At 70.6% G+C, this 24203-nt stretch carries 19 protein-coding genes; 6 read left to right on the top strand and 13 right to left on the bottom strand.

Annotated elements, in window-relative coordinates:
• Position 1: 1 nt before the first annotated feature.
• The 4 genes from CRYAR_RS32000 to CRYAR_RS31985 form a co-directional block, all read right to left on the bottom strand.
• Entirely contained in the window at positions 2–1267 is a 1266-nt protein-coding gene (locus tag CRYAR_RS32000) for a restriction endonuclease subunit S (RefSeq protein ID WP_051571216.1), read from the bottom strand.
• Positions 1264–3225, bottom strand: a complete 1962-nt coding sequence (locus CRYAR_RS31995) for a type I restriction-modification system subunit M (RefSeq protein ID WP_035856973.1) — start codon at positions 3223–3225, stop codon at positions 1264–1266. Before CRYAR_RS31995 ends, CRYAR_RS32000 begins: the two co-directional genes overlap by 4 nt.
• Positions 3222–5102, bottom strand: a complete 1881-nt coding sequence (locus CRYAR_RS31990) for an N-6 DNA methylase (protein ID WP_051572286.1) — start codon at positions 5100–5102, stop codon at positions 3222–3224. Before CRYAR_RS31990 ends, CRYAR_RS31995 begins: the two co-directional genes overlap by 4 nt.
• 570 nt (positions 5103–5672) lie before the next feature.
• Positions 5673–6326, bottom strand: coding sequence for an MBL fold metallo-hydrolase (locus CRYAR_RS31985; protein ID WP_157018236.1), 654 nt, complete (start codon positions 6324–6326; stop codon positions 5673–5675).
• A gap of 176 nt (positions 6327–6502) precedes the next feature.
• Between CRYAR_RS31985 and uvrA the strand changes: the two genes are divergently transcribed.
• A complete protein-coding gene (uvrA, locus tag CRYAR_RS31980; RefSeq protein ID WP_035856970.1) occupies positions 6503–9439 on the top strand; it encodes an excinuclease ABC subunit UvrA in 2937 nt (978 codons plus the stop codon).
• Between the two features lie 58 nt (positions 9440–9497).
• Here the strand turns inward: uvrA and CRYAR_RS31975 are convergent, their stop codons facing one another.
• Complete coding sequence (locus CRYAR_RS31975) at positions 9498–11693, bottom strand: SulP family inorganic anion transporter (protein WP_035856969.1); 2196 nt, start codon at positions 11691–11693, stop codon at positions 9498–9500.
• A 168-nt stretch (positions 11694–11861) separates the two neighbouring features.
• Entirely contained in the window at positions 11862–12815 is a 954-nt protein-coding gene (locus CRYAR_RS31970; RefSeq protein WP_035856968.1) for a glucosyl-3-phosphoglycerate synthase, read from the bottom strand.
• Between the two features lie 243 nt (positions 12816–13058).
• On the opposite strand from CRYAR_RS31970, the gene CRYAR_RS31965 reads away from it, so the two are divergent.
• Both CRYAR_RS31965 and CRYAR_RS31960 read left to right on the top strand, forming a co-directional pair.
• Positions 13059–13595 (top strand): polyadenylate-specific 3'-exoribonuclease AS, encoded by a 537-nt coding sequence (locus tag CRYAR_RS31965; RefSeq protein WP_035856967.1) that lies wholly within the window; start codon positions 13059–13061, stop codon positions 13593–13595.
• Positions 13596–13700: 105 nt separating this feature from the next.
• Complete coding sequence (locus CRYAR_RS31960; protein WP_035856966.1) at positions 13701–14729, top strand: 6-phosphofructokinase; 1029 nt, start codon at positions 13701–13703, stop codon at positions 14727–14729.
• On the opposite strand, the gene CRYAR_RS31955 is transcribed toward CRYAR_RS31960, so the two are convergent.
• Together CRYAR_RS31955 and CRYAR_RS31950 are read right to left on the bottom strand one after the other, a co-directional pair.
• Positions 14726–15112 carry a phage holin family protein gene (locus CRYAR_RS31955; protein WP_035856965.1) on the bottom strand — a complete coding sequence of 129 codons (387 nt, stop codon included), beginning with the start codon at positions 15110–15112 and terminating at the stop codon, positions 14726–14728. The genes CRYAR_RS31960 and CRYAR_RS31955 overlap by 4 nt on opposite strands.
• Before the next feature lie 29 nt (positions 15113–15141).
• Positions 15142–16284, bottom strand: coding sequence for a hypothetical protein (locus CRYAR_RS31950; protein ID WP_157018234.1), 1143 nt, complete (start codon positions 16282–16284; stop codon positions 15142–15144).
• Between the two features lie 85 nt (positions 16285–16369).
• Between CRYAR_RS31950 and CRYAR_RS31945 the strand changes: the two genes are divergently transcribed.
• Genes CRYAR_RS31945 through CRYAR_RS31935 form a run of 3 tightly spaced genes read left to right on the top strand, consistent with a single transcriptional unit; the run spans position 16370 to position 19969 of the window.
• Entirely contained in the window at positions 16370–17695 is a 1326-nt protein-coding gene (locus tag CRYAR_RS31945) for a class II 3-deoxy-7-phosphoheptulonate synthase (protein ID WP_035856963.1), read from the top strand.
• Entirely contained in the window at positions 17692–18675 is a 984-nt protein-coding gene (locus CRYAR_RS31940) for a threonine aldolase family protein (protein ID WP_035856962.1), read from the top strand. The genes CRYAR_RS31945 and CRYAR_RS31940 overlap by 4 nt, the downstream gene beginning before the upstream one ends.
• 58 nt (positions 18676–18733) lie before the next feature.
• A complete protein-coding gene (locus CRYAR_RS31935; protein WP_035856961.1) occupies positions 18734–19969 on the top strand; it encodes a hypothetical protein in 1236 nt (411 codons plus the stop codon).
• 68 nt (positions 19970–20037) lie between these two features.
• Here the strand turns inward: CRYAR_RS31935 and CRYAR_RS31930 are convergent, their stop codons facing one another.
• The 5 genes from CRYAR_RS31930 to CRYAR_RS31910 all read right to left on the bottom strand — a co-directional run bounded on the left by CRYAR_RS31930 (position 20038) and on the right by CRYAR_RS31910 (position 24198).
• Positions 20038–21063 (bottom strand): GDSL-type esterase/lipase family protein, encoded by a 1026-nt coding sequence (locus CRYAR_RS31930; RefSeq protein ID WP_157018232.1) that lies wholly within the window; start codon positions 21061–21063, stop codon positions 20038–20040.
• A gap of 93 nt (positions 21064–21156) precedes the next feature.
• Positions 21157–21636: a bacterioferritin gene (gene bfr, locus CRYAR_RS31925; protein ID WP_035856960.1), complete on the bottom strand. Its 480-nt coding sequence runs from the start codon at positions 21634–21636 to the stop codon at positions 21157–21159.
• Between the two features lie 126 nt (positions 21637–21762).
• Positions 21763–21945 (bottom strand): (2Fe-2S)-binding protein, encoded by a 183-nt coding sequence (locus CRYAR_RS31920; RefSeq protein ID WP_035856959.1) that lies wholly within the window; start codon positions 21943–21945, stop codon positions 21763–21765.
• A 151-nt stretch (positions 21946–22096) separates the two neighbouring features.
• Positions 22097–23128 (bottom strand): 3-deoxy-7-phosphoheptulonate synthase, encoded by a 1032-nt coding sequence (aroF, locus tag CRYAR_RS31915; protein ID WP_035856958.1) that lies wholly within the window; start codon positions 23126–23128, stop codon positions 22097–22099.
• 209 nt (positions 23129–23337) lie between these two features.
• Positions 23338–24198 carry a deoxyribonuclease IV gene (locus CRYAR_RS31910; RefSeq protein WP_035856957.1) on the bottom strand — a complete coding sequence of 287 codons (861 nt, stop codon included), beginning with the start codon at positions 24196–24198 and terminating at the stop codon, positions 23338–23340.
• Positions 24199–24203 lie beyond the last annotated feature (5 nt).

The following is a 24203-nucleotide window of genomic DNA, read 5'->3' as shown; positions in this document are numbered from 1 at the left end:
GTCAGTCCACTCCCCGCCCTGTCGTCACATCGATCTGTCCGGTGACCGCCGCCGTGATCAAAGCTTGGCGTCGCTCCGCCAGGAGCCGGTCCTGTTCGCGCATCCGGGCCACGGCCCACTCGATCCGCCGCGTGGCTTCCTCGATGGCGTCCACCCGCCGTTTCTGCTCGGCGATCGAGTACCGGGGGACCGGCATGGCCTTCATCGCGGCGACGTTGAAATGCGCCTGGATGCTGCCGACCGAGAACTCCGACACCCGGCGCTTGGCGTAGCTCGAGTTGAGCAGGTACTCGGCGAATCGAGGGACGAACGCGCTGCCGGGCCGGACGATGACAAGGTCGATGCAATTGATGCCGTCCAGCTCAGGAGGCACGACCGCCGCCGCGCCGGCCTGTCCGGTCCGCACCACGACGAGGTCCCCCGCGGCCAGACGAGATTTGCGATGCAGGGAATGGCCCTCGTGGCTGATCTGCACCAGATCGCTGGTGGTGATCTTCCCGGGCTTGACGTTGAGGCCGCGAAGTGCCGGAACTCCGCCCGATTCGACGTACCACGCGGCGGGCGTGATGACGATGCCGACGCTCACCGAAGAGACCAGGTATTTCAGGGGAACGAAGCCGCCGACGTCCTGGCCGCCGGTGACGTGTTCGTCGACGAGGCGGTCCCGTTTGAGCTCGAGGAGCTTGATCATCCGCGAGCGCGCGGATCGGGTCGCGTCGATGAGCCGTGTTTCGGCATCGAGGAAGTCGGCGATGCGCCGCTGCTCCTCGATCGGCGGAATCATGACCGGCGCACTGTCGAGCCGTTCCCCGACCAGTTCGATCTGGTTCGTGGCGCCGACGATCAAGGCTGAGTAGATGTAGTGCTGGAAAGGCTCGGACGAGAAGTAGTGGAACGCGAACCGTGGATGGAGGACTCGCTTGTCGGTCCTGACCCGGGTGACGTGTCCGTCCGCCATGGCCGGGCGGTCGTCGGGGCTCTTCGAGAAGTAGCCGACGCGCCCCAGGGTGCCGCGCCCGGTGGAATTGATGAGGATGTCCTCGGGCGCCAACAGTCCCTTGAGGCCGGCGGCCCGCGACCCCCCGTGAAATCGGGCTCGATCCCAGTCGAGCCGATGGGGCTGGTTCACCGCTTGACTGACCGCCCAGACCGGGCCGTCGTCGACGTAGTCGGGCGCGGATCCGCGATTGACGGCGAGGGCGGCGTGCTTCAGCGGCCACCATTGCCAGCCGGCGGGTAGGTCCAGGCCGGCGAGTCCCGTCGTCACTTGGTCACCTCGCCGAGCAACTCCTGGATCTCCACTTCGAGGGTCTTGATCTCGGCGTCGATCTCGGCCAGTGGGCGAGGCCGCTGAGAGACGTAGAAGTGGCGGGTGAAGGGGATCTCGTACCCGACCTTGGTCTTCGTCTCGTCGATCCAGGCGTCGGGGACGTGGGGGAGCACCTCGCGCTTGAGGTAGTCGTCGATCTCCTCGTTCAACGGCACGTTTTCGTTGTCGCGCCGGTCGGCGTCCGGGAGCGCGTTGCCCTTGCGGTCGGTCTGCACCTCACCCTCCGGGTCGTTGACCGAGAACGCCTCCCATACCGCCTTGTCCACGGCCGCCGGGAGCTTGCCCAGTACGGCCAGCGTCATCGCGAAGTCTGCGCGGCTGCTCGCCGTCGTTCCGACGAGCGACCGCGCTGCGGACAGCAGGGACTCCCGCTCGGCGTACTTGAGGACGGCCTTGGCGTCGGCGAGCAGCGCCAGCGTCTCGTCGGTGACCGCGAAGCGCAGGCGCAGCGGACGCTCGACGGTGATGCGCTGGTAGCCGAAGTCGGTGGTGCGGAAGCTCTTCACCCGGCCGTGTTGCTCGTGCGTGGGGTCGTCGGCGATGGCCAGCGCGCTGACGTACGCCTGCGTCAACGCGACGATGTGGTCGTCGTTGAGCATCTTGCGCTTGTCGCCGAGGCTCTTGCGCATCTTGACCCAGTAGTCGCGCCCGTCGAGCAACACCACTTTCCTGCGACGCTCCGGGGTTTTGCGATTGGTCAGAATCCAGAAGTAGGTGGAGATGCCGGTGTTGTAGAAGAGCTGGTCGGGCAGGGCGACGATGCCCTCGAGCAGATCGTTCTCCAGGATCCAGCGGCGGATCTCCGATTCACCCGAGCCGGCCGCGCCGGTGAACAGCGGGGAGCCGTTGAAGACGATGGCCAGGCGGCTGCCGCCCTCCTCGGGCCGCTTCATTTTCGAGATCATGTGCTGCAGGAACAGCAGCGACCCGTCGTTGATGCGGGGCAGGCCGGCTCCGAAGCGCCCCGCGTAGCCACGCGTCGCTTCGTCCTTGATGACCTTCTCGACCTTCTTCCACTCCACACCGAAGGGTGGATTGGCGAGCAGGTAGTCGAATTTTTCGCCCTCGTGACCGTCCTGGCTGAACGAGTTCCCGAACGCGATCTTGTTCGGGTCGCCGCCCTTCATCATCATGTCGGAGCGGCAGATCGCATACGTCTCACCGTTCAGTTCCTGGCCGTAGACCTCGACCGTGGCGTTCGCGTTGTGCGCCTCGATGTGCGTCTGGGCCTCGCTGAGCATGCCACCGGTTCCGCACGCCGGGTCGTAGATCTTGCGGACGATTCCGGGTACGACGAGGTCGTCCTCGTCCGGGGCGAGCAACAGGTTGACCATGAGGTTGATGACCTCGCGCGGAGTGAAGTGCTCACCCGCGGTCTCGTTGCTGATCTCGGAGAACTTCCGGACGAGCTCCTCGAACAGGTAGCCCATCTGGTGATTGCTGACCAGCGCGGGCCGCAGGTCGATCTCGACGAATTTGCTGACCACCTGGTAGAGCAGACCCGCCTCGTCCAGACGGCTGATCTGGGCGTCGAAGCCGTATTTCTCGAGGACATCGACGGCGCCCGGCGAGAAGCCGCCGATGTACGAGCGCAAGTAGGTTGCGACGTTGTCCTGGTCGGCCTTCAGCCCTCGGAAGTTCAACTTGCTCGTGTTGTAGAACGTCAACCCGGCCGTTTTGCGCAGCGCCGGGTCCATGTTCTGCACCCCGGCCGCCTTGAGCTGCTGATACCGAGCCAGCACGGCGTCTTTGGTCGGTTCGAGGACCCAGTCGAGGCGGCGCAGCACCGTCAGCGGAAGGATCACCCGGCCGTACTCGGACTGCTTGTAGTCGCCGCGCAGCAGGTCTGCGACCGACCAGATGAAGTTGGCCAGTTTCTGGTGATCCGTGCTCACCGGGGTCCTTCCTTCGGGCCGTTCTCAGTGGGACGCAGCTTGCCGGACGCCAGGCCGTCGGCCGTCAACCGGGTCATCTCCGCGCTCAGCGCCGTGGCCTGTCGCAATGCGTCGTTCAACGCATCGAGGCGTCGAAAGACCTCACCGTGGTGGCGCTGCTCCGCGATCGGGATCCGCGGCACCTGCGCCCGCCGGACATCCAGGCGCAGCGTGCCGGAGAGGCTGCTCGTTCGTCTCTCGTTCCCGGCGGTCGGGAGGTGCCCGGCGAGGAACCACGGGTCGATCGTGTCGAGGTCCGGGCGGATCAGATAGATGCTGCGACCCAGGAGCGCGCCGTCTTCGGTGACGACTCCGGCGGTCACCGGCCGGGCGATCATCGGGACGACCACGTCCCCGGCGCGCAGCGGTATCCGTTGACTCACCCGGTCGGTGCCGGCGGTGGCCGGTCCGCGCCGGATGATGTCCGACGCGCTCAGGAGGGGCGCATCCACCGCTTCACCGTCGTCACCGCCCCGCAGCGGTCCGATGATCTCGACGGCGCCACTGCGGGCGAGTTCGGCGATCGAGATGCTCGGCGACGGAGTGTCCGCGGGTGCCTCGATCGTGCGGCCGGGTAGGAGCGCGGGGAGGCGCTCGACGAGCGCGGACAGTCGGCCACCGGCGGTGCGCAGTTCATCGGTCACACTCCGATGCGGCGAATCGACGGGTGCCCGGCGGCTCGGCCGGAGGTCGACCTCGTCGTCCAACAGGTCGATCACCGGCACCGGATACGCGAGCGGCTCGGCCGGTTCGACGCCGTCGAGGAATCGCCCGACGGCGGTGCCCGCCCGTTGAACGGCGGCGGCCAGGTCGAGTTCGGACGTGTCGAGGAGCAGTACCGCCGGCGTCGGCGTCGGCCTCCGTTGCAGGATCCACAAGTGGAGCCCGATGCCGTGCGGCGCCGCGGCGCCCGGCGGGAGCGCGACGACGGCGCGGAGGGCTCCGCGGCGGAGGAACTCGGCGCGGATGCGCCGCCCGGCGCGACGGCTGGCCGCGGAGGGCGGCATCAGCAGCACGGAGGTGCCGCCCGGGCGTAGATGGGCGAACGCGTGCTGCGCCCACGCCAGTTCCGGTTCGGTGCGCGGAGGGACACCGAACTCCCAGCGGCGGTCGTAGCCGAGCTCCTCGTGGCCCCAGTCGGTCAGGCCGAACGGAAGGTTGGCCACTACCGCGTCGACGGTGAGCTCGGCGAAAGCGTCGTGGCGGAGCGAGTCGCCGGTCCGGATCTCACCGGACAGCCCCCCGAACCCGAGCCAGAGGTCGGCCAGGCGGGTGGCGTCCGGATCGTTGTCCTGGCCGTAGACGGCGGTGGCGCCGGCGTCGACGGCGGCGCGCAGCAGTCGACCGGTGCCGCAGGCCGGGTCGAGCACGGTGCGGCCACCGACCCCGGCGAGCGTGACCATCAGTTCGGCCAGGGCGTCCGGGGTGGTCACCGAGCGTTGGGCCGGCAGCTCGGCGAAGCGCGACCACAGCTGGGCGAACGTGTCCGGCACGCCCCGTTCCGCGGACAGAGCATCCAGGTCCGGCCGCAGCTCCGCGGCCGGCATGAGCCGGGCGCCGCGGAGGTGGTCACCGGCGGCGGCCAAGGCCTGGGCGGGCTCGCCCTCGGCGGCCAGTAGGTTGCGCCAGAGCCGGTCCTCGGCCGTCACCGCGGGAAGTTTGCCCTGCTCCACGAGCCACTGCTCGACCTGTTCGAGGTCGAACTGCGGGCTGCCTGCGGTGCCGCCCACCGGGGCCGGGAAAGACCGGTAGCGCTTCCGCCAGTTGCTGACCGCCGCGCGCCCCACGCCCGCGAGCCGCGCGATGTCGGCCGCCGTGACCCTCGCTGATCGCTGCACCAAGGCAGTGTACATAGTCATGGCCGAGAATGTTTGTTGACACTGCTTTCAATGACGCTACCGTCTGGGGTGGCTCGGAGCGATGGCGAGCGTCCTTCGGCCCGGCTTGAGCCAAGAATCGGGCCTGGAGACGACAACTCGATCAGGCTCTACTGTGACCTGGCCACGCGGCTGCCCGCCTCGCCGACGAGCGACCGCGGTCTCGTGGCGCTCCACGGCGGGCCGGCCCCCACGCTGGAAGCGTTGGCCGGCGCGGACGTCAGCGCCGACGACGCTCGTGCGGTGGCCGCGGCCCGGCATGTCGCGGACGAGCCGCTACCCGACGTGGGGCGCGCTCGAGGCGGAGGGTGCCGTACGGGGTTACGGGCACCAGCGGCGCCGCCGCCGGGTGGACGGCGGATCTGTCCTCGATCCGCACGTGACCGACGGTGGCCGGCTGTGCCCGTGTGCCGCGTCGGCGTTCTGGACACGGCGTGGCGACTCCGGACCGAGAAGGGCTGCTGGGACTGATCCAGGCCGGACCGGGAGCCTGGAGACCGCCGATCGGATGCTGACCAGCGTCGTCCGGGGCTACCAGCCCCGTTCGCGCCATTCGTCCAGGTGGGGGCGCTCCTGGCCGAGTGTCGTGTCGTCGCCGTGGCCCGGGTAGACCCAGGTGTCGTCGGGCAGCTGGGCGAAGACGCGGCTCTCCAGGTGGTTCATCAGCGACCGGAAGTCCTCCGGCGAGTTCGTCTTGCCCGGGCCGCCGGGGAACAGCGAGTCACCGGTGAACAGGTGGGGACGTCCGCCGGGCTCGCGGTAGAGCAGCGCGATCGCGCCGGGGGTGTGACCGACCAGGTGGATGACCTCGAGCGGAACGCCGCCCACGGTGACGGTGTCGCCGTGACCGACCAGGTCGGTGGCGACGACCGGCAGTGCCTCGGCGTCGGCGGGGTGGGCCACCAGCCGGGCGTTGGTGTCCTTGGCCACCTCGGCCAGGGCCTGCCAGTGGTCACCGTGACGGTGGGTGGTGACGATCGTCGCCAACTCGGCGTCGCCGAGAACGCGAAGTAGGGTGTCGGCGTCGTTGGCCGCGTCGATGAGCAGCGTCTCGCCAGTGGCGGAATCACGCAGGAAGTACGCGTTGTTGTCCATCGGGCCGACCGACACCTTGGTGATCGTCAGCGGACCCGCCTCGCGGGTGGCCGGCGTTCCCTGGGGATCCACGTGTCCGCTGTAGCTCATGGCTTCATCGTCGTGCATCCCGAGTTGCGTGCGCTACGGGTCGCGGCATAGTGATCCCTGTCACCGGGACCGCACGTATTCTCGAACACACGGTCGAGGCCGGGCAGAAACTGTCGGACCCCGCAGTTAGATTTGAAGCGCCTGGAATCTCCGTCGACAACTGGAAGAGAAACACCGTGGCCGACCGGCTCCTCGTGCGTGGAGCACGCGAGCACAACCTGCGGGACGTCAACCTCGATCTTCCCCGGGATGCCCTCATCGTCTTCACCGGCTTGTCCGGTTCGGGCAAGTCGAGCCTCGCGTTCGACACGATCTTCGCCGAGGGCCAGCGTCGTTACGTGGAGTCGCTTTCCGCCTACGCGCGGCAGTTCCTGGGCCAGATGGACAAGCCCGACGTCGACTTCATCGAGGGTCTGTCCCCGGCGGTCTCGATCGACCAGAAGTCCACGAACCGCAACCCGCGCTCCACCGTCGGCACGATCACCGAGGTCTACGACTACCTCCGCCTGCTGTTCGCCCGCGCCGGGGTGCCGCACTGCCCGGTCTGCGACGAGCAGATCAGCCGGCAGACGCCGCAGCAGATCGTCGACCGGGTGCTGGCGATGCCCGAGGGCGCGCGCTTCCAGGTGCTCGCGCCGGTGATCCGCGGTCGCAAGGGTGAGTACCTCGATCTGTTCGCCGAGCTGCAGGCCAAGGGGTACGCCCGGGTCCGGGTCGACGGCGTCGTGCAGCCGCTCACCGAGTTCACCGAGGGCAACACCAAGCTGAAGAAGCAGGAGAAGCACACCATCGAGGTGGTCGTCGACCGGCTCGCGGTGAAGGAGAGCGCCCAGCGCCGCCTCACCGACTCGGTGGAGACCGCGCTCGGGCTGGCCGGCGGCATCGTCGTGCTCGACTTCGTCGACCTGCCGGAGGACTCGGCCGACCGGGAGCGGAAGTTCTCCGAGAACTTCGCCTGCCCGAACGACCACCCGCTGGCCATCGAGGATCTCGAGCCGCGCACGTTCTCGTTCAACGCGCCGTACGGTGCCTGCCCCGAGTGCAGCGGAATCGGCACCCGCAAGGAGGTCGACCCGGAGCTGGTCGTCCCCGATCCGGAGCGCACGCTCGGCGAGGGCGCGATCCAGCCGTGGTCGACCGGCCACAACCTGGAGTACTTCCTCCGCCTGCTCTCCGGCCTCGGCGACGCGCTGGGCTTCGACCTGGACACGCCGTGGGAGAAGCTCACCGCCAAGCAGAAGCGGGCGGTGCTGCACGGGCACGACACCCAGGTGCACGTCCAGTACACCAACCGGTACGGGCGCAAGCGCTCGTACTACGCCAGCTTCGAGGGCGTCATGCCGTTCCTCGAGCGCCGCCACGCCGAGACCGAGTCCGAGTGGAGCAAGGACCGGTACGAGGGCTACATGCGTGACGTCCCGTGCCCGGTCTGCCGGGGCACGCGGCTCAAGCCCGAGGTGCTGGCCGTCCGGCTGTCGGGCAAGAACATCGCCCAGGTGTCGTCGCTGGCCATCGACGAGTGCGCGGCGTTCCTGGCCGACCTGCAGCTCGACAACCGGCAGCGGATGATCGCCGGTCAGGTGCTCAAGGAGATCAACGAGCGCCTGCGCTTCCTGCTCGACGTCGGGCTCGACTACCTCTCGCTCGACCGGCCGGCGGGCACGCTCTCCGGTGGCGAAGCCCAGCGCATCCGGCTCGCCACCCAGATCGGGTCCGGGCTGGTCGGCGTGCTGTACGTGCTCGACGAGCCGTCGATCGGGCTGCACCAGCGTGACAACCGGCGGCTGATCGAGACGCTGCTGCGCCTGAAGAAGCTCGGCAACACGCTGATCGTCGTCGAGCACGACGAGGACACGATCGCGGCCGCCGACTGGGTGGTCGACATCGGCCCCGGCGCCGGTGAGCACGGTGGCCACGTCGTCGTCTCCGGCACCGTGCAGGATCTGCTGACCAGCAAGGATTCGCTGACCGGGGCGTACCTGTCCGGGCGGCAGAACATCCCGGTGCCGGCCGTGCGCCGCCCGGTCGACCCGAAGCGCCGGATGCTGGTGAAGGGCGCGCGCGAGCACAACCTGCGCGGGCTCGACGTCGCGTTCCCGCTCGGCACGCTCACCGCGGTCACCGGGGTCTCGGGGTCGGGCAAGTCGACGCTCGTCAACGACATCCTCTACTCGGTGCTGGCCAACACGCTCAACGGCGCGCGGCTGGTGCCGGGGCGCCACCAGCGGATCAACGGGCTCGACCTGGTCGACAAGGTCGTCGGCGTCGACCAGTCGCCGATCGGGCGCACGCCGCGGTCGAACCCGGCCACCTACACCGGGGTCTTCGACCGCATCCGCAAGCTGTTCGCCGAGACCACCGAGGCGAAGGTGCGCGGCTACGGCCCCGGCCGGTTCTCGTTCAACGTCAAGGGCGGGCGCTGCGAGGCGTGCACCGGTGACGGCACGATCAAGATCGAGATGAACTTCCTGCCCGACGTCTACGTCCCGTGCGAGGTGTGCAAGGGCGCCCGGTACAACCGGGAGACGCTCGAGGTGCACTACAAGGGCAAGTCGATCGCCGAGGTCCTCGAGATGCCGATCGAGGAGGCCGCGGAGTTCTTCGCCCCGATCACCGCGATCAAGCGGTACCTGTCGACGCTCGTCGACGTCGGTCTCGGGTACGTGCGGCTCGGTCAGCCGGCGCCGACGCTCTCCGGCGGCGAGGCGCAGCGCGTGAAGCTCGCCACCGAGCTGCAGAAGCGGTCCACCGGCCGCACGGTGTACGTGCTCGACGAGCCCACCACCGGGCTGCACTTCGAGGACATCCGCAAGCTGCTCGGCGTGCTGGAGCGCCTGGTCGACCAGGGCAACACGGTGATCGTGATCGAGCACAACCTCGACGTGATCAAGACCGCCGACTGGATCATCGACATGGGTCCGGAGGGCGGCAACAAGGGCGGCACGGTGGTCGCCGAGGGCACGCCCGAGCAGGTGGTCGAGGTCGAGGCCAGCCACACCGGCCGGTTCCTCGAGCCGCTGCTGCGTGGCGAGGGTGCCGGGGCCGCGGCCCTGCGCGCCAGCGTCGCCGCTCAGCGCCCCAAGCGTGCCCGCAAGCCCGCCACCGTGGGCTGACGCACCATCCGCCGATGGCCGCCCTGCTGACGTGGGGCGGCCATCGGCGTGTCCGGCGTCAGGCCGGGGTGGTGAGCGCGGTGACGTCCTCGACCGGGGAGAAGCGGCCGTCCAGGTCGACGTAGACCTCGGCCGGGCCGATGTCGAAGAACATGCCGATCAGCCGTACGCGCCCCTCGTCCAGGGCCCGGGCCACCGACGGGTGCGTCGCGAGGTGGTCCAGTTGCTGGCGCACGTTGGCCTGCACCAGCCGGTCGAGCGGCTCGAGGTGCCGGTCGAGCGTTCCCGCGCGCTCGTCACGTTCGCAGCGCGCCCGGCTGGCCCGCGCGGTACGCAGCCAGGAGGCCAGCGCGCCCCGTCCCCGGTCCCCGCCGCTGCGCAGGGCGTTCATCGCGCCGCAGCCGGAGTGGCCGCAGACGACGATCGTCGGGACGCGCAGGACGTCGACCGCGTACTCCACCGCGGCGGCCACCGACACGTCCGGGTCCGACGGTTCGCCGCCGGCCGAGTACGGCGGCACGAGGTTGCCGACGTTGCGGACCGTGAACAGGTCGCCCGGGCCGCTCGTCGTGATGAGGTTCGGCACCACCCTGGCGTCGGCGCAGGTGATGAACAGCGCGGTCGGCGCCTGGTGGTCGGAGAGCTCGGCGAGGAACGGCTGGACCAGCGGCCGGGCCCGGCGCTGGTACTCGCGCGCGCCGACGAGCAGCCGGTCGCCCGGCTCACCGGCCTGCCACTCGCCCCAGGGTGAGAACCACCGCGGCAGCGTGGCCGTCGGACCGGTGCGGCTGCGGGCCCCCGGGTCGCCGTCGAGCGCGGGCTGCCCCACCTCCTCCACGACGACCGTCCCGCCGCCGGCCCGGTGCCGGTCGATCCACAGGCTCAGGTGGTCGTAGGCCGCGTGGTCGAGGAAGTCGACGACGAGTTCGACGACGACGTCGCTGCCCTCCGGGATCGAGCCGAGCACGCGGGACAGGCGCGGCACGGCCAGGAAGCTCAGCGTGCCCTCCACGACGACCCGGTGCCCTCCGTCGGCGCTCTCGGCGTGGATGCCGGCCCACAACACGCGACGCAGCGTGAGCGCCACGGCCAGGGCCAGCCCGGCCAGCACCCCCTCGAGCAGGTTGAGGAACACGACTCCGCCCGCGGTCACCACGTACACGGAGAGGTCGCCGTGCCGGCGCACCGCGCGGACGTGACGCAGGTCGACGAGCCGGACGCCGATGACGACGAGCAGCCCGGCCAGCGCGGCCAGCGGCACCTCTTCGATCGCCGCGGTGAGGAACAGCGTGATGACGACGACCCAGACGCCGTGCAGCACCGTGGAGGCCCGGGTCCGGGCCCCGGCGGTCACGTTCGCCGTGCTGCGGACGATGACACCGGTCACCGGCAGGCCGCCGAGCCCACCGGAGAGCGTGTTGGCGACGCCCTGACCCACCAGTTCGCGGTTGAGCGACGCGCGGGGCCCGCGGTGCATGCCGTCGACGGCCATGGCCGAGAGCAGGCTCTCGACGCTCGCGACCAGGGCGACGGTGAGGACGCCGACGACGAACGCGGCCCACTTGCCGTCCGGGAAGGCGGGCAGCACGTGCCCGGCGAACAGGTCGCCGGGCAGGTCGACCCGGTCGACGGGCAGCGCGAGGACCATCGAGAGCACGGTCGCGCAGCCGACGGCGGCCAGGGGGGCCGGGACGCGTCGGACCGCGGCCGGCATCCAGCGCCAGCCGACCATGACACCGATCGCGAGAAGCCCGACCGAGGTCGCCGGGCCGTGCGGCGTCAGGAGCTGGCCGGGCAGTTCGATCAGGTTGTCCCAGCCGTTGCCGGGGCTGTCGGCGCCGAGCACCACGTGCAGCTGGCCGAGGGCGATCGTCAGCCCGATGCCGGCGAGCATGCCGTGCACGACGGCGGGGGAGAGAGCCATCGCGCTGCGGGCGACGCGGCTCAGGCCGAGCACGATCTGCACCAGGCCGGCGATCACGGTGATCGCGCAGGTGGTGGCCCAGCCGAACTGGGCGACCAGTTCGGCGACGATCACCGTCAGACCGGCGGCCGGGCCGCTGACCTGCAGCGGTGCTCCGCCCAGCAGGCCGGCGACGATGCCTCCGACGGCGGCGGCGATCAAGCCGGCCATGATCGGGGCGTCGGATGCGGCGGCGATACCGAGTGAGAGCGGCACCGCGACCAGGAAGACCACGAGCGAGGCCGGCAGGTCGTGCCGGAAGAGGGTGGTGAGTTTTTCGGGCATGGGCATGGCGCGGCCTCCAGGGTCGCGTGCGTTTCAGTCCGAAAGATTCATGGAGCATCAGTAATGAGGCTTTTGCCCCAAATCAGGCTAAAGGCTCGCGGGTGTTCCCGGAAGGCCCCGGACGCAACGAGGGCCCCGAACCAGCGGTTCGGGGCCCTCGCTGTAATGCGGACGTCAACTCAGGGTGGAGGACGCCTTCCGCGTGGCCTGGTAGGAGGGGAGCGAGACCATCGGTGGCCGCTCCTCCCACGGGATGTCCCAGGTCACCGGGACGACCTCGCCTTCCACCCGGCTGAACTGGACCAGCTCGTGCCCTTCGGGCCGGCCCGGCCCGATCCGTGCGGTCAGCGTCTGGATGATCGTGGCCGCCATCCGCCCCAGTGCGGCGGTGTCCTGGTGGCCGTGCCCGCGTTCACCCAGGTCGACCTGGGCGACGGCGTCGATGCCGTGGGCGAGCACCGTGTCGATGAGGATGCCGGTCTCCACCCCGTAGCCGGGTGCGAACGGCAGTCGTTCGAGCAGGGAGCGCCGTCCGGCGTACTCCCCGGCCAGGGGCTGGACGACACCGGCCAGCTCGGGCAGGAACGCGTTGAGCAACGGTCGTGCGGTGAGCTCGGTGACCCGCCCGCCACCGACCGGTGAGACGCCGGCCAGTGGCCGGTCGTAGAACGCTTTCACCAGTTGGACGGACGGATCGCTCAGGATCGGGCCGAGCAGGCCCGTGACGTAGTGCGGGCGGAAATCGGTCAGGTCGGCGTCGACGTAGACCACGATGTCCGCGCTGGTCGCGTGCAGCGACCGCCAGAGCACCTCGCCCTTGCCCGGGCGGCTGGGCAGGTCGGGGACGATCGCGTCACGATGGGCGACGCGGGCGCCGGCGGCCGCGGCCCGTTCGGCGGTTCGGTCGGTGGACCCCGAGTCGACGACCACGATGTCGTCGATGAGGTCGGTCTGTGCCGCCAGATGCACGATGCGTTCGACGATCGTGCCGACGGTGTCTTCCTCGTTGAGCGCCGGCAGCACCACGGCGACGCTCGTCGAGCCCTTGCGGTCGGCAAGAGCCTCGACGGGCCAGTCACTCGCGGTGGAGGTCCGGCGGGAGAACCAACTACGGGTATCGGCTCTCATCGGCGACCCCTTCCGGTCAGGACCGAGCTGGGGGATGGCCAGCCCAGTGTGACGGGTGAGAACAACCACGCTGTCGGACAATAGTTTCTTGCGAGTTTCGTCCTGTGGTCACTCAAGTGACCGACTGTGACCGGTTTGGAGGGGGCAGCACGTCCGGCCCCGGACAGCAGCCCGGTCGTACCCTTTCTGGATCGTTTTAATACGGGGATTTGTGCGGGGAACACGGCACGGCAGAATGAAGGGATGGCACCGCTTCGTCGCATCTTCTACGACACCGAATTCATCGAGGACGGGCACACCATCGACCTGGTCTCGATCGGAGCGGTCGACGAGGACGGCAACGAGTTTTACGCCGTATCCACCGAGTTCGACGACACCCGCGCGATTCCCTGGGTGCGTAAGAACGTCCTCGACAAGCTGCCCGGCCCATCGTCGAAGGCGTGGATGTCGCGCGAACGAATCAAAGTTGAACTCTTGGAGTTCCTCACCGCGGGCGTACCGGCGCGCGGCTCGGTGGAGCTGTGGGCCTGGTACGCCGCGTACGACCACGTAGCGCTCTGCCAGCTGTGGGGTCCGATGCCCGCGCTGCCGCGCGCGATTCCCCGGTTCACCAAGGACCTGCGTCAGCGCTGGGACGATCTGGGCCGTCCCGAGCTGCCCCCGGCGGGCGTCGACCAGCACGACGCGGTCGCCGACGCCCGGCACAACCTGGCCCGCTGGCGGGCGATGGAGAAGGCGCGCGTTTCCGCGCCGGAAGGTGTCCGCATCGGATCGCTCTGACGACTACCGTGTGCACCGAGGCGGCTACCGCGTCGGATCGACACCCCTCGTAGCACCGTGACGCGGTTCCCTTCCGCCGCCCGCGTGCTACGAAAGGACCGCACCATGCACATCGGCGTGCTCACCGGCGGGGGAGACTGCCCCGGCCTCAACGCCGTCATCCGGGCCATCGTCCGCAAGGGCGTGAGTGTGTACGGGCACGAGTTCTCCGGTTTCCGGGACGGCTGGCGCGGTCCGGTGGAGGACGACGCGCGGCCGCTGGGCATCGAGCAGGTCCGCGGCATCCTGCCGCGGGGTGGCACGATCCTGGGCTCGTCGCGGACCAACCCGTACAAAGTGGAGTACGGCGTCGAGAAGATCCGGGAGACGCTGGAGCGGCGGGGCATCGAGTCGCTGATCGCGATCGGCGGCGAGGACACCCTCGGCGTGGCGAAGAAGCTCACCGACGAGGGCATCCCGGTGGTCGGTGTGCCCAAGACGATCGACAACGACCTGGGCGCGACCGACTACACGTTCGGGTTCGACACCGCGGTGACGGTCGCGGTCGAGGCGATCGACCGGCTGCACACCACCGCCGAGTCGCACCACCGCGCGCTCGTCGTCGAGGTGATGGGGCGGCACGCCGGGTGGATCGCGCTGCACTCCGGGCTGGCCGGCGGCGCGAACGTGATCCTCGTCCCCGAGCTGCCGTTCAGCCTCGACGACGTGATCAAGCACGTCGAGTCGCGGTTCGCCACCCAGCACTACTCGCCGATCCTCGTGGTCGCCGAGGGCGCGGTGCCGCAGGAAGGCGCCGAGGTGCTCAAGAGCGGCGAGCTCGACGCGTTCGGGCACGTGCGGCTGGGCGGCATCGGGCAGTGGCTCGCCGAGCGGATCGAGGAGCGCACCGGCAAGGAGTCGCGGGCGGTCGTGCTCGGGCACGTCCAGCGCGGCGGTTCGCCGACGCCGTTCGACCGCGTGCTGGCCACCCGGTTCGGCCTGCACGCGATCGACGCCGCCCACGAGCGGGACTGGGGAAAGATGGTCGCGCTGCAGGGCACCGACATCGTCCGGGTGCCGATCGAAGAGGCCACCCGCGAACTGAAGACCGTTCCCCTGTCCCGCTACGCCGAAGCGGAAGTGTTCTTCGGTTAGTCCTCCTCGCGGCCGGCGAGGTCGAGCGCGAGGTTCAGGACGAAGCTGACGATCCAGACGACGATTGCGCCCCAGAAGCCGGCCCAGAAGCCGTCGACCTCGAAGCCGAGCCCGAACTGCTCGGCGAACCAGCCGACGAGCAGGAACAGGAGCGCGTTCACGATCAGCCCGAACAACCCGAGCGTCAGAACGTAGATCCCGCAGCCGATCGCCTTCACGACCGGCTTCACGATCGCGTTGATCACACCGAAGATCACCGCGACGACGAGCAGCGTGCCGACCTTGGCCGGCCAGGTTGTCTCGGTGACGTCGATGCCGTCGACGACGTACGTCGACGCCAGGAGCGCCACCGCGGTGACGAGCACCGTGAGTATGAGCTTCACAGCTGTCGATCCTGGCAGACCGGGTCTACTCAATCGGTGAGGTCGAGGAGGTCCGGCGCCGCCGGGTGATGTGCGGCCAGCAGGTCGAACGTCACCCCGGTCGGCGTCGAGCCCTCGGCCCGGTCGAGCACGTCCTCGTCCACCCGGTAGCCGACGCACGGCACCCCGGCCGCGCCGGCGAGCCGGGCGAGCTCGCGCAGCGACCACGCGAGCTCCGGCAGGTCGGCGACCCGGCGCCCGGCGGCGTCCAGCAATGCGACCCGGTCGACGTCGCCGACGAGCCGCTTCAGCCCGGCCTCGGTACCGGCGTCGAACACCGGCTCCGCGGCCGGGGCCGACAGGCCGGCCGCCACGAGCACCACGACCGACGCCACCGGTCCACCCGGCCCGTCGAGGTCCGGGACCGTCCGGTTGCCGATCGTCAGCGTGCGCCGGTGTCCCTCGTCGTCGCTCAGCACGATCGACCGGCGATCGGCCCGCACGGTGAGCAGGGGAGCCTCGGCGACCTCGTCGGGGTCGAGGTCCTCGTCGTAGGTGAGCGTCACCGGCTCGTCCACCTCGGGTCGCAGCACGACCGGCGGAGGCAGCACCGGGAACCGCTGCGGCTCCCGCTCGACCTGTGCCCGGATCTCGTCGCGCTGCGCCAGCCGCTGGTAGCGCTCGAGCCGCGGCCGCTCCCGCGCTTCGGCGCCGGAGCCGAGCACCAGCCACACGGTCGGCGGCCACAGCCAGCCGAGCGTCAGGCCCACCACGCCGCCGACGCCGCCCACCACCGCCCACGATGTGTCGGGGTCGAGCAGCGCGACCATCGGCCCGAGACACCCGAGCCCGAGCGTCACCGCTTGTAACCAGTCGCCGATCACCCGGGCGCGTTCGGCCCGCAGGCCCCATCCGCCGTACGATTCCAGCGGCCACGACGTCAGCCCACCGAGCGCGATCGCGGCCAGCGAGCCGAACGCGACGTACAACGTCCACGGAGCGTGGTCGGTCAGCGGCCACGCGGCGAACCCGACGACCGAGGTCAGCCCGAGCACGACCCGGGCCGCCCGCACCACCCGGCGCACCGGCCGGCGGCCGGCGATCGCGATCCGCAGCGTGGTGTCCGCCCGCCCGGCGGGCACCGCGGACCGGCCGAACGAGCCGATCGACTCGGGAAGCGCCTCGACACTCATCTGCATACCTCTCGAAACCACGTGGCGCCGGTCACGCCGGTGGGACCGCAACCCGAAGCCACGGCCAACTACCCTGGGGAACGTGATGGACACCGTCGTCGACGACTTGGATATCTGGCGCTCTCTGCCCGCCGCACAGCAACCGACCTGGCCGAATCCCGACACCCTGGCCGAGGTCGGCCGGACGCTGTCCACGGTTCCGCCGATCGTCGCCCCGTACGAGGTCGACGCGCTCCGGGCCCGCCTGGCCGAGGTGGCGCAGGGCCGCGCGTTCGTGCTCCGCGGCGGTGACTGCGCCGAGACGTTCGACGACAACACCGAGCCGCACCTGCGTGCGCTCACCCGGGTGCTGCTGCAGATGGCGGTCGTGCTGACGTACGGCGCGTCGATGCCGGTCGTCAAGATCGGCCGGGTCGCCGGGCAGTACGCGAAGCCCCGCTCGTCGGACATCGACGCGCTCGGCCTGCCCTCCTACCGCGGCGACATGGTCAACGCGTTCACGCCCGACCCCGAGCTGCGCATCCCCGACCCGAACCGGATGGTCCGCGCGTACGCCAACGCGGCCGCCGCGATGAACATGCTGCGCGCGTTCAGCCGGGGCGGCATGGCCGACCTGCACGCCGTGCACGACTGGAACAAGGAGTTCGTCAAGAACTCCCCGGCCGGCGAGCGGTACGAGACGATCGCGGCCGAGATCGACCGGGCGCTGAAGTTCATGCAGGCGGCCGGCGTCAACGACCCGGCGCTGCGCGCCACCGACCTGTACGCCTCGCACGAGGCGCTGATCCTCGACTACGAGCGCCCGCTCACCCGGCGCGACGAGAACGGCGTCGCGTACGACCTGTCGGCGCACATGATCTGGATCGGCGAGCGCACCCGGCAGGCCGGCGGCGCCCACCTGGACTTCGTGTCCCGGATCGCGAACCCGATCGGCGTCAAGCTCGGTCCGACGACCTCACCGGAGTACGTCGTCGAGTTGGCCGAGCGCCTCGACCCGGAGCGCGTCCCCGGCCGGCTCACGCTGATCTCGCGGATGGGCAACCACAAGGTCCGCGACGCGCTGCCGCCGCTCGTCGAGAAGCTCCGGTCGACCGGGCACCTGGTCGTCTGGGAGTGCGACCCGATGCACGGCAACACCCACGAGGCATCGAACGGGTACAAGACCCGCCACTTCGACCGCATCGTCGACGAGGTGCTCGGCTTCTTCGAGGTGCACCGCGCGCTCGGCACCCACCCCGGCGGCGTCCACGTCGAGCTGACCGGCGAGGACGTCACCGAGTGCCTGGGCGGCGCGCAGGATCTCCTCGACGCCGACCTCGCCAACCGGTACGAGACCGCCTGCGACCCGCGGCTGAACAGCCAGCAGTCGCTGGAGCTCGCCTTCCTGATCGCGGAGATGCTGCGCGGATGATCGACCTCCGGTCGGACACGGTCACCCGGCCGACGGACGGCATGCGCAAGGCCATCGCCGAAGCCGAGGTCGGCGACGACGTCTACGGCGAGGACCCCACGGTCGTCGCGCTGGAGACCGACGTCGCCGCGATGTTCGGCCACGAGGCGGCACTGTTCGTGCCGTCCGGCACGATGGCCAACCAGCTGGCGCTGACCACGCTCCTGCACCCCGGCGCCGAACTGCTCTGCGACGCCGACGCGCACATCGTCACCTACGAGGGCGGCGCGGCCGGCGCGATCGGCGGGTTCAGCACCCGCACCGTGGTCGGCCCCACGCCGGGCGCGCTCGACGTCGACGCCTGGCTGGCGCAGGTGCGGTTGCCCGGGTACCCGGGGCTGCCGACCACCGCCGTCGCGGTCGAGAACACGAACATGCGCGGCGGCGGCGCGGTGCTGCCCTACGACGACCTGGTGCGGCTGCGCGCGGGCGTTCCGGCGCTGCACTGCGACGGCGCGCGCATCTGGAACGCGAGCGTGGCGTCCGGGGTGTCGTTCGCCCGGTACGGGGCCCTGTTCGACACGCTGTCGGTCTGCCTGTCCAAGGGGCTCGGGGCGCCGGTCGGTTCGCTCGTCGTCTCGACCGCCGAGCGCATCGCGCGGGCCCGGGCCCGGCGGCACCAGCTCGGCGGAGCGATGCGGCAGGCCGGCATCCTGGCCGCGGCCGGGCGGTACGCGCTCGAGCACCACGTCGACCGCCTGGCCGACGACCACGCGCGGGCAAAACGGCTGGCCGAAGCGCTCGGCGCGGACGCTCCGCAGACCAACCTGGTGCTGCTCACGGTCGACGATCCGGCCGCGGTGGTGGCGGCCGCCGCCGAGCAGGGCGTGCTGACGTCGCTGTTCGGACCGCGTACGGTGCGCCTGATCACGCACCTGGACGTGGACGACGAAGGCCTCGATCAGGCGATTCGGGTGCTGTCCTCTGTGCTGGGTGGCTAGTCCAAAACCCTCCGAACGGAGACTTTCTTTTCGCTGACGACTGGCGCAACGATGCGTCATGCGCACCTTACGCCGGGTTGTCGGTGAGCAACCGCTGATCCTCGCGTGGACGTTGGGCACCACGCTGACCCTGCTCTTCGCCGAGTGGCTGCTCGAGCCGTTCTTCCCGGTCGTGGTCGCTCTCGGCTTCGGCGCGCTGGTGCTCGTCGTGCTGCTGACCCTGCGCGACGTCGTCGACGGTCGGCTGATCGCGGAGAGCGGGCTCGCCGAACTGGCCGAGCGCTCCGACCGGGCCGACGCCGACCTGCGTGAGGTGCGCGGGCGCGTGCGTATCGGCGAGGAGGCCCGCCGGGAGGTGGCCGAGCTCACCGAGCGGGTGAGCCGCCTGGAGACCGTGCTGTCGCTGCTGACCCGCTGGCCGAGGGAGGTGGCCGGCAGCCCCGTCACCAACACCGTCCAGTTCCGGCCGTCCACCGAGCGCAACGGCTCGTCGGCGCGTGACGACCTCGCGCGGTTCCGGGGGCGCCGGGCGGCCCAGGAACGCGGGCGCAAGCGGGTCGAGCGGTGGCGCACCCAGCTCGGCGGCGGCCCGGACCGGTTGGCGGTCTACGTCGACGTGTTCTGGGTGGCCTCCTCCGAGGGGCCGATGCTGGTGATCCGGCGGACGCGGATGAGCGCGCCGGACTGGGGCTCCGGCCCGGAGTACCTGCTCGCGATGGAGGAGCGGTTCGCGGACGCGCGGGCCCGGCGGGAGGTCGCGTTCTGGAGCGTGCCGGCCGGCGAGGACCTGGGGCGGCTGGTCAGCCGCCTGGCCGCGGACCAGGACCGCTGGCAGGACCTCGCGGACGGGTTGCCCGCGGTCGTCCGGGAGGGTGACGGCGACCGGCTCGGGCCCGCCACCAGCGCGGAGCTGGAGGCGCTCGTGCAGGCTGACGAGCCGGTGCGGATCGTGCGCTACACGGCCGTGCTGGAGGGCGTGACCACGGCCGAGCCGGCATTCCGCCGGGCGTCGGTGGTGCACACCGAGGGTGATCCGGTGGCCGCGCTGGTCGCGGACGCGTTCGTGCGGGTGCTCGACGGGATGTCGGTGGAGCCGGGGGAGCCGGCCGGCGCCGACGCCACGCTCGGCGACGCCGCGACCGCCGGTATCGCCCGCTGGCACGGCACCGACGGCCTGCGTGCCGACGCCCGGTCGGTGCTCGACCAGCGTCGCCGCCGCGGCACCGAGCCCGCCCGGCACGCCGCCGTGGAACCCCGCCACCACCGCCGCCCCCGCCACGGGGTACCGGGCTAGCGCGTCCTCCCGGGCCTATGACGGGTCGAACCAGGCCGGGAACGCGTCGAGGCCCCGGGAACCTGTCCCTAGGCGGCCGCGGCCGTCGTCACCGGGGCCAGGTTGCCGTCGGCCTGGCGGGCGCACTGCGCGGAGCGCAGGTCGCGGGCGACGAACGCACTCAGACAGGTCGCGAACTGGGCGTGGCCGCGGGCGTTCGGGTGGGCGGACTGCTGCAGCATGTTCATTCCCAGCCCGTGCCGGATCCCGGCCAGATCGACCGAGACGCCGCGCGACCACTCCTGGTACCGGCTGATGCCACGCGCGCACGCCTCCCGCCCGCGGAGGGCCGGAGAAAGGTCCAGATAGCGGACGCCCTGCGTCGCGGCGATCCGCGCGAACGCGGCGCTGAACCGGCCGGCCACCCAGTTCTTGGCCCAGTTGCCGTCGTCGTCGCGCACCGGGCACCCGAACAGCCCCCGGGCCGCGCCGCCGTACCGGATGTCGCCCGTGACCGGCGACGCGTACGACTGCAGCACGAGTGTGTAGTCGTTCCGCCCGTACCCGGCGTCACGCATCACCGACCGGATGTCACGCACGTTCCGCGCGATCCGGGGCTCGGCCGCGCTCAACCGCTTCCGGACGATCGGCGTCCAGGCGTCCTGGCAGCGCGGAGCGAGCCGCAGGTACGCGACGATGCAGTCGTAGGCCAGGTTGGCGTAACCGATGTCGTTGACGCCGACGGTCAACACGATCAGCCGCACGTCGTACCGCCGCGCCACCGCGCGCAGCTGCTCGGCCTGCGGCGCCTCGCCGTACCGGTGGTGCCCGCCGAGCCGGACGTCGGCGGTGCTCGCCCCGGCGCACGCCAGGTTCACCCGGGCCGGGCGCCGGACCCCGGGCAGCGCGGTGTGCTCGATCGCGGCGGCCCGGGAGCGGTGACAGAAGTTGCCGCGGCGGTTCGTGCCCGGACGGTAGTTCCCCGCACCTTCACCGGAGACGAAACTGTCGCCCATCCCCACGACCGCGGGCCGGCGCGCGGCAGCATCCGCAGGCGGCGCGACCAGGACACCGAGGACGACCGCCAACACCACTGTCAGGGCACGGAATCGCACGACGTCATCGTCGCACAGTGATCAGACGAATACGCGGCGTGAAACAATCGAGGCCCACCCCGGCGGCTGCCGGAGTGGGCCTCGAGGAATGGCTCAGGACTCGGGGTGCTGGGCCAACCGGGAGAGGTACAGCGGCTCGCCGAGCTTCTCGATCAGATCGAGCTGGGTCTCGAGGTAGTCGATGTGGTGTTCCTCGTCCTTGAGGATCGCCTCGAAGAGGTTCGCCGACGTGTGGTCACCGACCGAGCGCATGTGGGCGATGCCCTCGCGCAGCCGGGTGACGGCCTCCTGCTCGATCAGCATGTCGCACCGGAACATCTCCGGGACGGTCTCGCCGATACGCAGCGCCAGCAGCTTCTGGTAGTTCGGAAGCCCTTCGAGGAACAGGATCCGGTCGGTGAGCACCTCGGCGTGGCGCATCTCGTCGATGGACTCGGCCTTGGTGTGCGAAGCCAGAGTCGTGTAGCCCCAGTTCTCCTGCATCTTTCCGTGCAGGAAGTACTGGTTGATCGCGGTCAGCTCGGCGGTGAGCTGCTCGTTGAGGAACTCGATGGTCCTCGCGTCGCCTTGCATGCCGGAGGCCCTCCGTTCGGGTGTGGAACAACCACCCTATCGTCGAAACGGAGGTTTTTCCTGTTGCCGGACACGACTCGCCGACCGTAGAGCGAGTGGCGTCTACGATCGGAGGTTGTCCCGCGGTCAGGAAGCTCGGGCCAGCGGCGCTTCTCCGTCCTGGATTAACCCGCAGATCCGCTCGACGCAGGACCCGCACCCGGTGCCCGCCCCGCAGGCCTCGCCGACGTCGAACTCGTCGCGGGCGCCGGCGGAGATCGCCGACCGCACCTCGGATTCGCGAACTCGCGCGCAGATGCAGACGTACATGAGCTCACCTCCGGGAGCGGCTGGGCCATTGGTAAGGCTTGGCTCAGTAAGGGTCACCTAAAGGTGCGCGGGATGCAAGTGGTTGTGCGAATTCGCTCCCGAACCCGAACGAGGCGCCGCCCCAAGGGCGGCGCCTCGTCGAATCAGGTGCTCAGAGCGTAGTTGCGGGGGTCAGCGTCTTACCGAGCGCCGGCGGCAAAGTGCGGACGGCGAGCTCCAGTTCGGCCAGGTCGTCGCCGTGCAGGGCCTGCGGCCCGTCGCACTTGGCGGTCTCCGGATGGGGGTGGACGTCGATCAGCAGCCCGTCCGCGCCGACGCCGATCGCGGCCCGCGACAGCGGCACGACGAGCTCGCGGCGCCCGGCCGCGTGCGACGGGTCGATCAGGATCGGCAGGTGCGAGAGCTGGTGCATCATCGGCACCGCCGACACGTCGAGCATGTTCCGGATCGCCGACTCGAAGGAGCGCACCCCGCGCTCGCACAGCACGATGTCGAGGTTGCCGCGCTGGGCGATGTACTCGGCGGCCATCAGCCACTCCTCGTAGGTGGCGGTGAGGCCACGCTTGAGCAGCACCGGCTTGCCGATCGCGCCCACCGCCTGCAGCAGCGGGAAGTTCTGCATGTTGCGGGTGCCGATCTGCAGCATGTCGGCGTACTCGGCCACCACGTCGACGTCGGCCGGGTCGACGACCTCGGTCACCACCGGCAGGCCGGTCTCGGTACGCACGTCGGCGAGGATCTTCAGGCCGTCGACGCCCAGCCCCTGGAACGCGTACGGCGACGTGCGCGGCTTGTAGGCACCCCCGCGCAGCAGCGCGGCACCGGCGCCACGGGCCATCCGGGCGGCCGCGAGCGTCTGCTCGGGGGTCTCCACCGCGCACGGGCCGGCGATCAGCGTGACGCTGTCGGGGCCGATCGGGACGCCGCGCACGTGCACGGTCGACGTCCGGGGATGGTTCTCGCTGCTGACCAGCTTGTAGGGCGAGGTGATCCGGACGACCTCGGCGACGCCGGGCAGACCTTGCACCTCCAGCGAGGCCAGCACGGGTTCGCCGGCGACCACGCCGATGATCGTGCGGGTTACGCCACGGGAGACGAACGCCGAGCCGCCGGCCTCCTCGACCGTCGACACGACCGTGGAGAGGGCGCTCTCCGAAGCGTCGGGACTCATCACGATGACCATTGCGGTGTTTCTCCTAGAAAACGAAAGAGCCCCGGGCCTGGGGCCCGGGGCGAGAGTTCCTTAGCGGCTTTGCGCTCTAGTGCAGCGCGACTAGCCGCCGGGGAGAGCCCGGGCGGTAGCCATACCAAAAGTAGAAGCGCTGCTGCATGACGCGAAGCCTAACCGATGACGCGGGAAACGTGCTGTCGGGTAGCTGCCAGCCCGCTGCGTCATCGGCGGGCGGCCAGCCCGCGGAGCAGGCCGATGTCGGCCGCGTGGCCGATGCCGTCGTCCTCGGAGGGTGTCTCGACGACGATCGGCACCCCGGCCGCGGCCGGATGGGTGAACAGCGCCCCGAACGCCTCCGCGCCGATCGTGCCCCGGCCGAGCGTCTCGTGCCGGTCGCGCAACGAGCCCGCCGGGTCACGCGAGTCGTTCGCGTGCACCAGCGCCAGACGATCGGCGCCGACCGTGTCGACGAGCGTGTCGAGGACCTTGGCCAGGCCGCCGGACTCGGAGAGGTCGTGCCCGGCCGCGTGGGCGTGGCACGTGTCGAGACACACCCGCAGCCGGGGGTGGCCGTCAACGGCGGCGAAGTACTCCCCGAGATCCTCGACCCGGGACGCCAGCGCGAACCCACCGCCGGCGGTCGGCTCGACCAGCAGGTCGGGGTCGTCCGGCGTCAGCTCGTCGAGCAGCGGCAGCAGGTGCGCGCGCAGCTGCCCGTACGCCTCCGCGCGCCGTTCGGTGGCCAGCGACGACCCGGCGTGGAACACGACGCCACGCGCGCCGATCACCCGCCCGCGGGCCACCGCGTGACGCAGCGACGCGACCGACTTCTCGACCGTCGCCTCCACGTTCGAGCCGAGGTTGACCAGGAACGTCGCGTGGATGAAGACCGGTACGTCCTGCTCGGCGGCCCAGGCGGCGAACTTCGTGTCCTGCGCCGGTACGCCGGGGGCCAGCGCCCAGCCGCGCGGGTTCGACACGAACACCTGCAGGGTGCCGGCCCGGACGCGCTCGACGTAGGGGATCGCGCGCTTGGCGAGCCCTCCGGAAGCGGGCACGTGCGCGCCGAGGATGGGAGACACGATCG

The sequence above is a fragment of the Cryptosporangium arvum DSM 44712 genome (assembly GCF_000585375.1).
Lineage (GTDB): Bacteria > Actinomycetota > Actinomycetes > Mycobacteriales > Cryptosporangiaceae > Cryptosporangium > Cryptosporangium arvum.
The sequence above is the reverse complement of the archived record's forward strand: the minus strand, read 5'-3'. Positions and strand labels throughout refer to the sequence as shown.

Coding starts and splice junctions, on each gene's coding strand:
- CRYAR_RS31985 (WP_157018236.1), bottom strand. CDS start 6,326: ATGAGCTACAGCGGACACGTGGATCCCCAGGGAACGCCGGCCACCCGC.
- CRYAR_RS31975 (WP_035856969.1), bottom strand. CDS start 11,693: ATGCCCATGCCCGAAAAACTCACCACCCTCTTCCGGCACGACCTGCCG.
- CRYAR_RS31970 (WP_035856968.1), bottom strand. CDS start 12,815: ATGAGAGCCGATACCCGTAGTTGGTTCTCCCGCCGGACCTCCACCGCG.
- CRYAR_RS31965 (WP_035856967.1), top strand. CDS start 13,059: ATGGCACCGCTTCGTCGCATCTTCTACGACACCGAATTCATCGAGGAC.
- CRYAR_RS31960 (WP_035856966.1), top strand. CDS start 13,701: ATGCACATCGGCGTGCTCACCGGCGGGGGAGACTGCCCCGGCCTCAAC.
- CRYAR_RS31950 (WP_157018234.1), bottom strand. CDS start 16,284: ATGAGTGTCGAGGCGCTTCCCGAGTCGATCGGCTCGTTCGGCCGGTCC.
- CRYAR_RS31945 (WP_035856963.1), top strand. CDS start 16,370: ATGGACACCGTCGTCGACGACTTGGATATCTGGCGCTCTCTGCCCGCC.
- CRYAR_RS31940 (WP_035856962.1), top strand. CDS start 17,692: ATGATCGACCTCCGGTCGGACACGGTCACCCGGCCGACGGACGGCATG.
- CRYAR_RS31935 (WP_035856961.1), top strand. CDS start 18,734: ATGCGCACCTTACGCCGGGTTGTCGGTGAGCAACCGCTGATCCTCGCG.
- bfr (WP_035856960.1), bottom strand. CDS start 21,636: ATGCAAGGCGACGCGAGGACCATCGAGTTCCTCAACGAGCAGCTCACC.
- CRYAR_RS31920 (WP_035856959.1), bottom strand. CDS start 21,945: ATGTACGTCTGCATCTGCGCGCGAGTTCGCGAATCCGAGGTGCGGTCG.
- aroF (WP_035856958.1), bottom strand. CDS start 23,128: ATGGTCATCGTGATGAGTCCCGACGCTTCGGAGAGCGCCCTCTCCACG.